14 protein-coding genes are annotated in these 13,621 nt (G+C 43.9%); 2 read left to right on the forward strand and 12 right to left on the reverse strand.

What is annotated here, in order from left to right; all coding sequences use genetic code 11:
• Window positions 1–350 precede the first annotated feature (350 nt).
• The 8 genes from OKX56_RS07930 to OKX56_RS07965 all read right to left on the reverse strand — a co-directional run bounded on the left by OKX56_RS07930 (window position 351) and on the right by OKX56_RS07965 (window position 9,315).
• Window positions 351–1,613 carry a zf-HC2 domain-containing protein gene (locus tag OKX56_RS07930; RefSeq protein WP_019226227.1) on the reverse strand — a complete coding sequence of 421 codons (1,263 nt, stop codon included), beginning with the start codon at window positions 1,611–1,613 and terminating at the stop codon, window positions 351–353.
• The gene (locus OKX56_RS07935) at window positions 1,610–2,152 is read right to left on the reverse strand and encodes a sigma-70 family RNA polymerase sigma factor (protein ID WP_019226228.1); all 543 of its coding nucleotides are present in this window, start codon (window positions 2,150–2,152) and stop codon (window positions 1,610–1,612) included. Before OKX56_RS07935 ends, OKX56_RS07930 begins: the two co-directional genes overlap by 4 nt.
• Before the next feature lie 215 nt (window positions 2,153–2,367).
• Window positions 2,368–3,153 carry a hypothetical protein gene (locus tag OKX56_RS07940; RefSeq protein WP_019226229.1) on the reverse strand — a complete coding sequence of 262 codons (786 nt, stop codon included), beginning with the start codon at window positions 3,151–3,153 and terminating at the stop codon, window positions 2,368–2,370.
• Between the two features lie 229 nt (window positions 3,154–3,382).
• Window positions 3,383–4,543 (reverse strand): acyltransferase family protein, encoded by a 1,161-nt coding sequence (locus OKX56_RS07945; protein ID WP_019226230.1) that lies wholly within the window; start codon window positions 4,541–4,543, stop codon window positions 3,383–3,385.
• Window positions 4,544–4,876: 333 nt separating this feature from the next.
• Window positions 4,877–6,925, reverse strand: a complete 2,049-nt coding sequence (locus tag OKX56_RS07950) for a DUF6449 domain-containing protein (RefSeq protein WP_019226231.1) — start codon at window positions 6,923–6,925, stop codon at window positions 4,877–4,879.
• Entirely contained in the window at window positions 6,900–7,799 is a 900-nt protein-coding gene (locus OKX56_RS07955; RefSeq protein ID WP_019226232.1) for an ABC transporter ATP-binding protein, read from the reverse strand. The genes OKX56_RS07950 and OKX56_RS07955 overlap by 26 nt, the downstream gene beginning before the upstream one ends.
• The gene (locus OKX56_RS07960) at window positions 7,792–8,178 is read right to left on the reverse strand and encodes a GntR family transcriptional regulator (protein WP_019226233.1); all 387 of its coding nucleotides are present in this window, start codon (window positions 8,176–8,178) and stop codon (window positions 7,792–7,794) included. The genes OKX56_RS07955 and OKX56_RS07960 overlap by 8 nt, the downstream gene beginning before the upstream one ends.
• Window positions 8,179–8,436: 258 nt before the next feature.
• The gene (locus OKX56_RS07965; RefSeq protein ID WP_019226235.1) at window positions 8,437–9,315 is read right to left on the reverse strand and encodes an AraC family transcriptional regulator; all 879 of its coding nucleotides are present in this window, start codon (window positions 9,313–9,315) and stop codon (window positions 8,437–8,439) included.
• 179 nt (window positions 9,316–9,494) lie between these two features.
• Between OKX56_RS07965 and OKX56_RS07970 the strand changes: the two genes are divergently transcribed.
• Together OKX56_RS07970 and OKX56_RS07975 are read left to right on the forward strand one after the other, a co-directional pair.
• A complete protein-coding gene (locus OKX56_RS07970; protein WP_199269248.1) occupies window positions 9,495–9,863 on the forward strand; it encodes a hypothetical protein in 369 nt (122 codons plus the stop codon).
• Window positions 9,836–10,618, forward strand: coding sequence for a Fic family protein (locus OKX56_RS07975; RefSeq protein WP_282432012.1), 783 nt, complete (start codon window positions 9,836–9,838; stop codon window positions 10,616–10,618). The genes OKX56_RS07970 and OKX56_RS07975 overlap by 28 nt, the downstream gene beginning before the upstream one ends.
• A gap of 109 nt (window positions 10,619–10,727) precedes the next feature.
• On the opposite strand, the gene OKX56_RS07980 is transcribed toward OKX56_RS07975, so the two are convergent.
• The 4 genes from OKX56_RS07980 to OKX56_RS07995 all read right to left on the reverse strand — a co-directional run bounded on the left by OKX56_RS07980 (window position 10,728) and on the right by OKX56_RS07995 (window position 13,607).
• Complete coding sequence (locus OKX56_RS07980) at window positions 10,728–11,411, reverse strand: hypothetical protein (protein ID WP_019226236.1); 684 nt, start codon at window positions 11,409–11,411, stop codon at window positions 10,728–10,730.
• Window positions 11,408–11,638 (reverse strand): hypothetical protein, encoded by a 231-nt coding sequence (locus tag OKX56_RS07985; protein WP_141690650.1) that lies wholly within the window; start codon window positions 11,636–11,638, stop codon window positions 11,408–11,410. The genes OKX56_RS07980 and OKX56_RS07985 overlap by 4 nt, the downstream gene beginning before the upstream one ends.
• A gap of 246 nt (window positions 11,639–11,884) precedes the next feature.
• Window positions 11,885–12,988 (reverse strand): NrfD/PsrC family molybdoenzyme membrane anchor subunit, encoded by a 1,104-nt coding sequence (gene nrfD, locus OKX56_RS07990; protein WP_019226238.1) that lies wholly within the window; start codon window positions 12,986–12,988, stop codon window positions 11,885–11,887.
• Between the two features lie 10 nt (window positions 12,989–12,998).
• Window positions 12,999–13,607 (reverse strand): 4Fe-4S dicluster domain-containing protein, encoded by a 609-nt coding sequence (locus OKX56_RS07995; protein WP_019226239.1) that lies wholly within the window; start codon window positions 13,605–13,607, stop codon window positions 12,999–13,001.
• Window positions 13,608–13,621 lie beyond the last annotated feature (14 nt).

Genomic DNA, 13,621 nt, shown 5'->3' on the forward strand with positions numbered 1-13,621 from the left:
CTTTTCGGCTGATTGCGCCCTCCATGGCGCAAACAGCCGCGCTACGCACTCCATACTACGCTTGCCGCAGTACTTGTGACCCACAGACTGATTTTAAGCTTTGAGCCGGTATGCATGTCGTGTTTTGCGTAGTTATCCAAATACAAAAATATTCATTTGGGTCTGGTTGCGCCCCACATTCCGCTCTTGGCAGATAGCGCCATCTATGGCGCTATCTGCCGCGCTCCGCATCTATGCTCCGCTTACGCTGGAGCTGTGGCACACAGACCCAGCTATGAAGGTTTAAATATCTAGTTATTTAGAGAACGGTATACTTGTTCCTGCTGACGGTAAGATGATCGTAAGAGAAATTAGAAATTTTCAGCAAGTTTCAGTAAATCCGCTTTTACGGAGTTCCCATCTGCTCCCGCGGTGAGGTTTGCCCGTAGAGAATGAAGCTGACCGGCGTTCTCCCAAAGGAGAAGGGCGGAATGATCTTTGGCCAGGATAAAGACGCCATCCCCGCCGTTCACCATGACCTTCTCGGTGCGGTCAATTTCCGTAGTCCCTTGAATCGCCGGGATAGGAAGGGTATTCTGCCAGTCGTCGATACCGGCAAGCTGGCTGCGGATATTTTCCGGGATAAACGGAAGCTGAAGCAAGGTTGTTCTGAGCTTATCAATGTCGGTCAGCGATGGAGCCTGAATCTCGGGGGAGTTCATGACGGTGTAAGCGAAGTTGGCAAAAGGTTGGGCTGAACTTCCCTGATAATTGATATCAGTAAAGCCGGGCCACATGACACTGAATGTCTTGCCGTTGAGACTGTTGTCGAAGAAGGCCTCCGAACCTAAATTTTTCATGGCGGCATTAATGGTGTCCGTATTCAGCGTCATATCCACTTTGGCTGCCGATTGCACACAGACGTTGCTTACGGTGTAACCTTCAGGCGAGGCGGGTAGACTGACGCCGCCTGCTTTTGCTTCGGCGGCGGAAGCATAGACCTTCTGCTCGAAGTCACCTTCGGCAATCGCTATTTTGCCAATATCCTTGATATCAATCGGGGTGTTTTTACCTGATTCAAAAAAGTTTTCGATTTGCTGAATGTCCTGAGGCGTAATGGTTACCATTTGAATCTTATCCGCTCGGAATAAAGCCAATAGCTCTCCGGCGTATGTCCGTACCTGAGGGACCATTAGAAAAGCAACCAACAAAACGGCTGCAACGAGACCTGTCGTCAGTTTACGGTATTTTTTCATGAGAGTTTTCCAACTCCTTTCAAAATATGCGGGGGAACCGTTCGTTAAGGAAGGGATCAGCGGTGAGGAAGGGTTGATTGGTAAACGTGTGGACTCCGACTCCGGCGTATCCGCAGCGGGGCTGTCAGCGCTGACTGCTCGGCTGAATCTTGCCCAGGCTGATTCAGGATTGGCTTGTTCAGGAGAAGATACGCATGCATCGGGAAAAAAAGCCTGGCTGAAGACTTGATCGGACCATTTTCCAAGGCTGTCCAATTCTGCGAGCTGATCACGGCAGGAAGGGCATTGTTCAAGATGAATCATCAAAGCTTTGCGCGCTTCTTTATTCAGTTCTCCGTCCAGATACGCTTGCAGATCGTTTTCGAACGAACAGATCATGCCTTTTCCCTCCCTTTCTGATAAAGATTTTTAAACTGCTTTCTGGCCCGCGCCAGAAACGTGCCGACGGAAGCGGGGTTAAGTTCTAGGGCTTCAGCGATTTCCCGATAGCTGTAATCCTGGTACTTCAGCAGAAGGAGCAGCCGGTCCCGCTCTTCAAGGCCTGACAGCACCTCAAAAACAAAACGTTTGGTTTCTTCCCGGATCAACAAATCTTCGATCAGGTTTTCTTCACTCGATTTCATTGTTGGATAACTCATCTGGTATTCCAAGGCTTCCCGGGCAGCTCTTCTGTTTTCTCCCCGGAAATAATTGCAGGCGGCACGAAAACAGCATTTTGCGAGCCAGGCATCCAGATGATGGATTTGGGTCCAATCCAAATGGTATAAACGGAGAAATACTTCCTGAGCTAGATCTTCGGCTGTGGTGATGCTTCCGGTGAACCCGGAGATTTGGCGGACAACCTTCGGATAGTGCGTCCTGAAGATCGTTTGAAAATCAGGATCGGGCAGTTTCTTGATCAAGGTTGTACCCTCCATTTCCGTCTATCCCCCCTTTGCGGTTCCATTCTCTAGAAACCGCTGCCGGGAGTTTTGTGACACTAACTAATTCTTTTTGTCCGCGCCAAGATGGCGCGGCCTTGACCGATATGTCGTAGAATGGTTGCGGATTACCGCTGCGTTATACTACATGCATATTGACCAAGTGGCAGTAACCTCTCCAATAAAAAACATATCAGATTCTTGCAAAGCTCCTAATCAGATCCATACTTGGCACCAAGGATATTTCCTGTTGCGGCATCAACGTAAATAAATAAGAAGCTGCTCGTGGCGCTTGAATCCCTGAAGCAAACTTCATACATTACTGCTGCTACCGGTTTCGTTTCTTTGTTGAAGTTATCCAAAGAAAACACATAATTAGGTGTACATAACGCCAAACTGGTTTCTCGGTGCTCTATTTTCGCATCTTTCCAATAAGGCACGGTTTCCCTGGCCTTTTTTGCGGCTTCAAGAGCTATTTCTTCCGCCACCTTGGCGGTTATCTTGGCCTCAAAGAATTGGTTATTTATCACCTTGCCGAAGGCATCCACATAGATGACCTGCATTTTGGAGTAATCGCCCTGATTGCCAATGGCGAAAGCTTCTACTTCCAAATCTTTGCTGTACCCCGTATTCCAGGGATAAAAATCATTGTCTTTGTGTATCATTGGTCTACTCAGTAATATCGTATCGAATTTCGCTTCCGGCCAAAGCTCCGCTTGCACGGATTTCAAAACTGCCGCTGCCGTTTTCATGGCGATAACCTCAGCTTGGTTGTCTGTAAAGGCTGTCGCTTCTTTCTTAGGTTCATTTGCTTGATTGTTTGCTTCGCTATTCGGTTTTTGTTTATTGCTTAGTTCACTGTTTACGCCGCTTTCAATAACAGCAGGCGTATTGTTATCAGACTTAGACGGCGCGTTATCTGTCTTGGTGCTTGGCTGGCAGCCCAACAAGGTTAGAGACAGAAGACAAGCTGTGAAGCCAATGAAAAACTTTCTCACCTATTTCTCCTCCTATGCCGAACATTAGAAACGTTAATGGGGTGTATCGTTTAGCACCTCTTTATTACCGGTGTCCATAACTGGCACGCCCCTTTATTGCCATTAGGAGTATAACCTGAATTGGGCAAAGTTTTGTCAAAACACGCTGTCCAAGCATCCAATTAAAATGCGGTTCATCATGCGCCTCCCGCCTAACATAAACTCGGACGGCACCAATCTTCTGTTAAGCTTAAAGCCGAATATAGATCTTACGGTGATAAAGAACACCCATAATCACCAGCCAGACCATTACGTAAAAAATGGAGAAATACAAGGAATCCAGCCCATGTGCCCATGGGCTGATAAGCCTTGTCGTAAGCCAAATTTTAAGCGTCATTGTGCTGCCCGTAGCGTCCTGCACCGGAATTAACCAAAGCGTTCTCCGAATCAGCTCTGACACAAAATAGACGAAAATAGCGCTGGCCCCTATGGCTTTAAAAGGCTTAAAGATTTTCCCGCTTTTCATCCGGTCCGTAAGCAAGTAGAAAAAAGCCAAAAGCAGGATGCCAAGGCCGGATGTCAGCAGAACATAGGAACTCGACCAGAGGTTTTTATTATACGGAAAGACAGTATTCAACAATGCCGCAGCTAGAAGCAGCAATCCCCCGCTGCCTATAAAGACAGCCATTTTTATGATCCATTTATTTGGCTTTATCAGGATCATGCCTGCTAGAACCCCTATGATTCCCGAAGCGAGAGCCGGCAGGGTGCTAAGAATCCCTTCGGGGTCCCAGTCGGGTTTATAAAGATGTCCGGGCAGGAGTTTCAGATCAATGTACTGGACAAGATTCCCTTGAAGTTCCATGACCCCTTGCCCATATCCGGGAACATGTACAACCTTTAGCAATACACCATACAAAAGCAGGAGAAAAACCGACGTCAGAAGCTGGACACCCATCTGAACCGTTTCTTTTTTGAATATGGACTTGCAAAGCAGGTATAAGAGAGCCGAGAATAAATAGACTACGGCAATCCTCTGCAGGACGCCCGGGATCCTGATCGTATTCAGATCAAAAAGTGGGAAACCGTTCAACACCAAACCAAGTAAAAAGATCTGAATGCTGCGGAGAAAAATATGAACGATGATGGTTATTTTGCCGGTGCCTTTTGCCAATCTGTTATTAATGGAAACCGGTACGACAACGCCCATGATAAATAAAAAGAAAGGGAATACCAGGTCTGCCAGCGTAAATCCATTCCAAGAGGCATGCTCCAATTGGACAGGAATCGTATTCGGATTACCCGGATTATTCACCATCAGCATCAGCGCCATGGTCAGCCCCCTGAAAATATCAATGCATTCCAGTCGGGCTGAACTGTTATTGGTATCTGATTTACTTGCAAGCGTCATTATTATTACCTCAAATATTTTCATTAAATTTAAGGGTTAAATATCTTCTTGATATGTACTTTCTGTTCTTCCTCTACATTTAAACACCTCCAAATATGGCAATAATTATCTCCTTTTACATTTTATCATGATTTCTCTATATTTCTTATGATTTCTCCAACTATTGCATCCTTGCACAGAATGTATTTCGTGCAAGGATGCATCACCCAAAAAAGAAAAGACGCCTCAAATGAAGCACCTTATCAAATTCTTTACCGATGAAGGCAGCTTTCCCATTTAATAGAACTTCCTGCCCCGACTCGGGAAACTGAGTATGTGAAACTCGTACTGAATTTAATTATTTTCCAACTGCCTAAAATATCCCTTTAATTTTTCCGAAACTTCCGTATCCATGTTGATATACCTTTCCCAGGAACTACTACTCATACCATTTTGGACATTGAAGTGCACGATAACAGTATTGGTGTTATAGCTTGTTCTCGAATCATCCATATTGAATAACTCCGCAATCACTTCAGGCTCTTTAATTTCCACCTTCTTGGGGATTACTGCTTCACCTGAATTTCTTGCACTATTTGCTATCATCCTTTCTTCATAGTTTTCCAGCTCGACAGATTCGATGTCCTCCAAGAGCAGGGCAAATTGGTCGTAATATCCCTTTTCTTCAAGCCACTTTATCAGCAAAGTAAAACTGCTTTGAAGCATGATGTTTGTTGTTTTATCTTCATTGTCCAGCACGGAGATGTTGATATTTTCCTTCTTATTTGACGTCATTTCCTGATAGGACATTTTACTTATTTCATCTTTCAGGATTTCTGTAAATTCCTTAAGGTCCGTGCTGCCTGTGAGAATGAGCGGCTTTTTGCTGCTGCGATGATCGCTGAGTGTGATCAGTTTGATATCTTCCGGCTTTAGGCTCATTACCGGGTATCTCAAGCTTTTATACTCACCGGATTCATAAATCGGTTTTAACAAAGCAGCATCTTCCTGATCGGCTTCATTAACGTTGTATTGCCTGATGATATAGCCCCCGCTTTTCAGTGTATAAATAAGATAACGGGGTTGGCCTTCAGCCTTATTCCTTTCTTTTATCAAATAGTTGTGAAGCTCCGTCATTCTTGCAATATTTTCCTTGCTTACAAAGAATACAGGATTGTTATTTTCGAAGTAATACTTCCCGTACCGATATTCCAGGTATTCCGGCTTTTTTTCTTTTTCATAATAAGTCCACTCTTCGATGTTATACCCAATATAAACTTTGTCCACTTCCTCCGGGTTTGGTACACGGTTAACAAAGCCACCAACATCCAGAGAGATTGCTCCAAAAAGGATCAGAATCACAGCGGAATAGCATAAATAGCCCTTATAGGAATGCAAAACCTTAAAAGATTTATGAATCAAAATTTCGGCAATAAAGTACCCCAGGACCGAACCTAAAAAATAGCCAATCATCAGCAAAGGCAAAGACTGTCCGGCAAGACTGCTAAAATAGGACCCTCCAACAAGCATCAAACAGAAGGTTACCCCATATTTGAATACCGGGTATAAGGCGGGAAAAGCAATAATGTCTCCGGCCGTTTCGAGTTTTCTGTATTTGTAAACCAACCATCCCAAGCCCAAAAATAGCACTGCCGCTATCAGGTATACAATAAAGTAGCCGACAGTATGCACCGTATACGTTGTTCCCATCAGCCTCCCATTTAAAAGCAAGAATATCGGATAAGTATCCTCGAAAAACAGTGAGTAGGTGTTGGCGAATCCGTGCAATAATTGCCCTAAGCTGTAGGTAATCAAAGCATAAATTCCCACCGGCAGTACATGAAAGATATAAGTAAACACGATTTGGGCAATGGAAGATCCGGTGAACATGCCAACAAATACAGTTACACTATAAAACAAGACACTGAACAATACGTGTAATCCCAGCCACATTAATATCTTAGGCAGCGTATAATAACTTCCGAGTACCGTAACGTATTTTAACAGTATGAGAATGAAACAATTCAGCACTGCAGGCAGCAGTAAAAGAACGAGGCCTGAAAAACAGCGGCTGGCATAATGAGAACTCCTGTTATATGGCAAGCTGTGCATCATAACGGATGACTTGTCTGCCTGCAAGTATCTGAATATGAGCACTGCCAATAAAACCGGCACCGTACAGAGTAAAATATTCTGAAGCCCGTTTTCTGAAAGGCTTAACGTCCTGTCTACCGTATCTTGGAGCCATTGTGTATTGAAGATTTCTATTTTCAGCGTGTCCATCAGGTGCCTGAAAGGCATATCAATAAAAAGAGCCAGGGCATACAGGACGCTTAGCCACCAGTAACGTTTAAAATCACTTAAGATCAACGCTTTTTTAAATAAGGATATTTTGAATGTCATAGCCCATTCCTCCCAATTCATAAATAAAAATTTCTTCCAGCGTCAGGGGAAGTACATCCAAAATAACCGGATTCGCTGATTTTACTTTTTGCATTAATTCGTCCTTATCTCCTCTGGCAATAAGCAGCAGTATGCTTCCTGTCTGGGTCTTGTGCAAAATATGTGTATCTTCGAGGAATCCCTCCGGAATGCCATCAGAGAATGCAATCTGAAATTTGTGGATATCCGATTTCATGTCATCAAGTTCTCTCTCCACAACGATTTTTCCATTGTGAAGTATTCCGACGTGATCACAGACATCTTCCAGTTCTCTCAAATTGTGGGATGACACCAATACGGTTACCTCTCTTTCGGCGACATCCTGAAGTACAAGACTCCATACTTTTTTTCGCATGACAGGGTCAAGACCGTCGACGGGTTCATCAAGGACCATCACCCTGGGCATTGCGCAAATCCCCAGCCAGAAGGCCACCTGTTTCTGCATCCCTTTCGAGAGTTTGACAACCCTTCTCTTGCTGTCGATAGGAAATACCTGCTTTAATTGCTCATACCTGTTCCAATTCCATTGGGGATATATTTTTGCGTAAAACTTTGCTGTTTCATCGATGCTGTATTGAGAAAAGAAGTATAAATCGTCAGGTATGTAGACTATTTGAGCCTTAACCTCAGGATTTTCGTAGACCGGCTTATGGTCAATTGTCACTGTTCCTTGATCTTGGCGGTATAATCCGGTTAAATGCTTAATCAGCGTAGTTTTTCCGGCACCATTCGGCCCAAGCAGGCCATATACCGATGCTTTCCTGACATTAATACTTAAGTCATGCAAAACTTTATTTTTGCCAAAACCTTTCGTCAGATTTTTAACCTCAATCAATTTTTTCGCCCTCCTTCTTTGAATATATTGCTTCAATCCTGGAAATAAGCTGTTCTTTGGGTATATTCATATAGGCAAGCTCTGAGACAAGTTTATCTATCTCCAGCATCAAGTCACCCCTTCTTGCTTGATTGACTTTGTCATTAAAGGGTGTAACAAAGCTTCCTTTGGCACGGATGGCGTATATATATCCTTCCAGCTCCAGATCTTTGTAAGCTTTCTGAATGGTATTGGGGTTTATGGTGAGAGACTGGGCCATTTCACGAACAGACGGAACCCTTTCATTGGGTTTTAAGACGCCGCTGATGATAAGTGCTTTTAATTTTTCCTTAATCTGTTCATATAAAGGCCTATGATCCAAATAATCCAATTGAAACATCGTTACCTCCAACTGTATTATTTTATATAGTACAGTTAATACAGTGATTATATTATCTGATCCTCCATTTTTTGTCAATAGAGAAAAAAAAAGAAATCCAACTGTCCGGTGCAGCTGGATTTCTTCTTATTGAATAAAAGCCTCCAAGGCAAATCGGAATACGAAGATCAGCCAATTCGAACTTTGTCGGAATCAGTGCACCGATGCGTCTTGAAAACAGAAATTGGAGAAGCACCTTTCGGCACTTCTCCCGCTGGATTATTTCTTTTCCACCGCGACCCAGATTTCGCAGGTGTAGCCGGGGTCCGTCACATTGTCCGAGGGGTAAGCCTCAAAATCCGTACCGCCGCAGGGCTGATACTCACTGGTGGGGAAAAACTCGCTGTAGATCTGCTGATAAAGCTTCTGAAACGCCTCCGGCATCTTGCCGATGCAGGGAAACACCACATAAGTGTGAGCAGGAATATTCTCCACAGTCAAGCCGGTATCGCTGACAGGCATTCCGTTATAATGGACGCCGATGGCGTAGGGAAACTCCGTGTCACTGGCATCCTTGCCAAAGCTGGCGCCTACGATGCAGTTCGGAAAGATATTATCCTCTGGGATGTACTTGCACAGCGCAGGAATGGTGCCGTCCGTGCTGCTAGCCTGCCAGAAACGGGAGATTTCCTCCGTCGTTAGTTCCGCCTTGCAGGAGACCTGCTTTTTTTTGCAGATGATCTGAAATGCGTCCTTGGTCTCGATTCTGTAATTCATCGTGTTTCCTCCGTCTAAAATCAGTTTTACGGAAAGCGGAGAAAAGGATTTGAGCGCAGCGCCGCCCTGTTTCGCCTGCGAGGGTGATACCCCGTGGAATCGGGTGAAAGCACGGCTGAAACTCTCAGGCGTATCATACCCGTACTTGAACGCGGCGTCGATTACCCGGATGCCTGATGACGCAAGCTCGTTTCCTGCCAGAGAGAGGCGCCGCATCCGAATGTAGTCACCTAACGTGAAGCCACAAAGTATGCTGAAAACCCGCTGAAAATGAAAGCTGGACGAATAGGCCTGTTTCGCTGCTTCTTCATAGTCTATTGATTCCGTAATATGGGCTTCCACATAATCCACAGCTCTCTGTATACCTGTGATCCAATCCATCGCCTCGCTCCTTTCCGTATGAGTCCATGATAAAGGAAATTACACTATGTTTCATGACATTCCGTGCGGTTCGATGTTGACCCATGGCAGTGGGACCTTATCAAATTATAACCAGAATAAATATTGCGGCAATTTAGCGGCAATGATATAATTATATTATGCATGGGGAGGTAAGTTATATGTATAAACCACGTTTTACAATTACAAATACAATAGCTCAAAATCTAATGGAAATTCAAAAAGCGAGTATTCTTGTTGAAAACCTACCGCTTCCTTCTTCAATCCTTGACACCTTAAAAAAGGAGTCCAGAGAAGAAACAGTTATTTTATCAACTAAGCTTGAGGGTAATACCCTTGATGAGCAAGCTAAACGGGAAGCCCTCTATCTTCAGAATACATCGGGGGAACAACAAGAAGTTTACAACTTGATGAAAGCGATTGACTATTTAGATGAGTGCGAAGAAAGACAATTGCCCATTACTGAAGAATTTATTAAAAAGCTCCAGCAATCATCAGAGTTATTAACCACGGTCGTAGGCCTCGACTAAGTGAATACAGAACTGAACAAAATCAGGTCGGCAAACGTAATCAAACTAACTGGTATCTTCCCCCTGAGCCACAAGATGTTCCGATCCTAATAGAAGATCTTGTAGCTTGGATCAATTCGCCTAATACTCAATCAATTCCTTCGCCTATTAAAACCGGTATATTCATGTGGCAATTTCTGACTATACATCCTTATATGGATGGAAACGGAAGAACCGCTAGAATGATTGCAACCTATATTCTTAAGCTTGGTGGTTTGGGTTTAAAAGGACTTTTTGTTCTAGAATCTTTTTATGACCGCAATTTAAAGGAATACTACAAGAATTTACAAATGGGTTTACAGCACAATTATTATTACGGTAGAAACGATTGTGACATTACTCAGTGGCTTGAGTTTTTCATTTCCGGTTTATCTGAAGTCTTTGTTGAAGCAGCTAATCTGGTTGAAGAAAAAAGTCGAGAATATACTACGGTTGAACCAGAACTTATTAGAATACTAGACCCAAATCAAAGAATCGTTTTTACAAAGCTTGCTTTTCAAAACAATTGGGCGAGTACTTCTGATTTGAGGAAGTGGTTAAATCTCTCTGATAGAACAATTAGAGATAAGGTTAAGAAATGGATTGACAGCGGTTTCGTTATGCCACGAGATAGTGATGGCCAGCGTATTCGTTCTATAGTTTTAGCCCAAGAATATCAGTCTTTGGCTCAAGAAATCCGCTTAGAACCAGAAAGATACCGATATCTACTAAAATAGGCCAATGTCTGATAACGTTTAAGCATTCCCGCAGCGTCATACCGCTTTCATATTAGCAAAGTTGTGGGAATGCTGTGTTATATGATGTTCGGCCTCCCCAAATGTTTACTTAACCCTTCTGAAATTGTTTTACTATAAACCATGAACCGGTTGATATTAACGCAATGATCAAAATTACTATTGTAATTATCTTTAATTTATTGGAATTTCCTGAGTTTGAGTATGAATCTGACATTCCGTGTTCCGGGATTAGAATTGTCTGATTGTCAGAAATATATTTCTCCAATATAGAACGGTCATTAATCTGCGGGTTTACGATTGTAAATTCATTTAACACTGTTTGCCCATTTATTTGTTCACCTTGTTTCGGGGAATAGTAATTTACTTTCAAGACAACAATACCTTGTGGAGAAAGTGGCTCGAATATCCCTTCTCTATTTTGTAGAAAAATTAATACGGTTTTACCAAATTGATCAAGACGATAATCAATAGAACTTTGAGGAGATTTGTTTTTAGCACCAGGAGTAGTAACTGTAAACACTTCTGCTTTCTGATTCCCTTTAAGGTAATAATAGACCTTAACCTTCCAATGAGTAGCCCATGAGTCAGGCAAACCCTTTGTAGAAATTTTTTCTTCTCTATCAGGACCAATTATTTCACCAATTAATACAACATCAGATTTCTCAATTATTTCTTCTGTACTTAATGCAGCCCAAGATGCGTTAGCCTCTTTAGCCAGAACACCTGCTAATAAGAATAGTCCAACTAATAAGATGACAATACTCCTTTTCAAGGGTAACCTCCCCCTCTCTGCTCACTACCCGCGGGGATATATAACGCTTCACAATCATCTGGAAGTTCATCAAGATTCCAGAATGATTCTGGTCTTGGATTCATTTCTTTTAGATCCTTAACCTCAAGTTTAATAATTCCTGATAAATCAATTTCCGGTAACTCATAGTCAGATGCAACAAATGTAAATCTGCTCAAAATAATCACATCCCAATAGATTACATTCACAATCAAACTGCCGCCATGAATGGCGGCCTTTTGCATTGCATTGCGTAGAACGTTTCGAGAGCTGCCGAAGCGTAAAGTCGCGCGCCCCCAGATTCAGAGCCGACAGGACGTCAGCCCTTAGCTAAGGCAACATTCCATATATTTCTACTTGATAGTTTATCATAATTATACCTACATCACCATACATTGAAAAGGATCCGGCTGTTTGCTGGATCCTTTGGTGAATTCTCATTGGGAGTGATCTTATTATGGCGTAAAGTGAACTTTCTCCTGTTGGTGCAGGCTGGGACTATCAAAAAGCCCGGAAATAATTACATAGGCTAACACGCCCAGACCGGATATCCCCACTACTGTAAAAAACTCCACCGCTGAAATATGGTAAGCCCCTCTGCCCGGTATAACGACCAGCGGATGCTCCATCCCGGCGATCAGGATCCAGAGTTTTTCGGCAAGAACGCCAAAAACTGCTAAAAATGCGCTGACCTTCAAGCCAATCGGAGTCTGAACCTTGAAAAGCAGCGCCAGCGGAATAACCAGCCCGGCCAGGATATAGGCCCAAAAAGCAAGACTTGCTGAACCGGAAAGGAGACTTTGTAATTCCATACCCGTAGAAGCTTCAGAAGCGGCTGTCAAGGTAAGCAATTCGCTTAGCGTCAATAAGGCGGACGCCAGCAGCCCGATTATCAGATATTTGCGAACCTGGAAAACATTTTTCTCCTCTTTCAGTACAAACAGGGAAACAGCACATCCCGCAACGATCATACTGATAATAAATGCCGCCACCGTACCGCTTCCCCAAAAAGCATGCGCGCTGACTCTGGATAGCATCAACCCCTCAGTGATGATGAGAGTCAATGAAGCCAAAATACAGATGACATTAAAGACCAAGCCCGTTTTCCCCGATTTCGCTTTCAGCAAGCCAATGACGGCGACAACCAGGCATATCATTAAGGCCCAAAAATCCTGTGCCATTGATGAGGTGTATTCAAAACTGAAGATCATGCTGAAAATATGGCTTACATTGCCGATATCGATAACGATCAGAACGCCGGCGCTTACAAAGCTGGCCAGTGCAACACTAAAAAGTTTATACTGCTCCCTGTTATCAACCGTATCATCTCTGTTCAGCGCCATGAGCCCAGCCAGGGCTAAGGCTCCGGCTCCCGCTCCGGCGGCGGTAAAGAATCCGGCAATATACATTCCCCAAACGGCATCCTGGGTCAGGCCTGTAACGCCCAGTCCCCGGATTAATTGTAAGATCCATAAACCCATCCCCAGAAGGGTCAAAATCACCCCCAGGCTTAAAACAGGTTTAGAAGCGCCCTGAATAAAACGCGAATTCGTTTTCATGCTGTCCCTCCTATCTCGGCAAATAATAGACCGAAGGTTTTGTACCAACTTGCGGGTGCAGCGGCTGCCCGCTTTTCTGAGCGATCAGAATACTGACCTGGCTGACCGGATTATCCAAATCGCCGAAAATCCGAGCATGCGCTGGGCATGTCGCCACACAGGCGGGAAGCAATCCTTCGGCCAGACGTTCATAGCAAAATTCACACTTGGATACGACGCCTTTGGGGAATTTGGTTTGTTGTACTTTTTCCAGCGGGGTGGTCTCTTTCCCTGGGTAGTATGACTGTGCATCGCCAAACGAAAATTTTCTGGCGTTATAGGGGCAGGAGACCATACAGGCCCGGCAGCCGATGCATTTATCCTTTTTAATGTGTACAATTCCACTATCGTCCCGGTAGGAAGCGCCAGTCGGACAGGCTGATATACAAGGGGCGTTTTGGCAATGCATACATAAAACTGGGGTCGATTCGATATTTGAATTTGGGTATTTCCCCTTTTCTTCTACAAGTACCTGGGCCCAGGCAATGTCTTTGGGCGTAACATTATGGGTCTTACAAGCTACTGTACACGCCGTACAGCCAATACATCTCGCTAAATCAATAACCATTCCGTAGTGCATACTGCTCCTCCTCC

The organism is Dehalobacter sp. (assembly GCF_030063005.1).
GTDB lineage: Bacteria > Bacillota > Desulfitobacteriia > Desulfitobacteriales > Syntrophobotulaceae > Dehalobacter > Dehalobacter restrictus.

What these genes read in the sequence shown, in the direction of transcription:
- OKX56_RS07945 (WP_019226230.1), bottom strand. Translation starts at nt 4,543, where the DNA reads ATGACGCTTGCAAGTAAATCAGATACCAATAACAGTTCAGCCCGACTG.
- OKX56_RS07970 (WP_199269248.1), top strand. Translation starts at nt 9,495, where the DNA reads ATGTATAAACCACGTTTTACAATTACAAATACAATAGCTCAAAATCTA.
- OKX56_RS07995 (WP_019226239.1), bottom strand. Translation starts at nt 13,607, where the DNA reads ATGCACTACGGAATGGTTATTGATTTAGCGAGATGTATTGGCTGTACG.
- OKX56_RS07930 (WP_019226227.1), bottom strand. Translation starts at nt 1,613, where the DNA reads ATGATCTGTTCGTTCGAAAACGATCTGCAAGCGTATCTGGACGGAGAA.
- OKX56_RS07965 (WP_019226235.1), bottom strand. Translation starts at nt 9,315, where the DNA reads ATGGATTGGATCACAGGTATACAGAGAGCTGTGGATTATGTGGAAGCC.
- OKX56_RS07960 (WP_019226233.1), bottom strand. Translation starts at nt 8,178, where the DNA reads ATGTTTCAATTGGATTATTTGGATCATAGGCCTTTATATGAACAGATT.
- nrfD (WP_019226238.1), bottom strand. Translation starts at nt 12,988, where the DNA reads ATGAAAACGAATTCGCGTTTTATTCAGGGCGCTTCTAAACCTGTTTTA.
- OKX56_RS07935 (WP_019226228.1), bottom strand. Translation starts at nt 2,152, where the DNA reads ATGGAGGGTACAACCTTGATCAAGAAACTGCCCGATCCTGATTTTCAA.
- OKX56_RS07950 (WP_019226231.1), bottom strand. Translation starts at nt 6,925, where the DNA reads ATGACATTCAAAATATCCTTATTTAAAAAAGCGTTGATCTTAAGTGAT.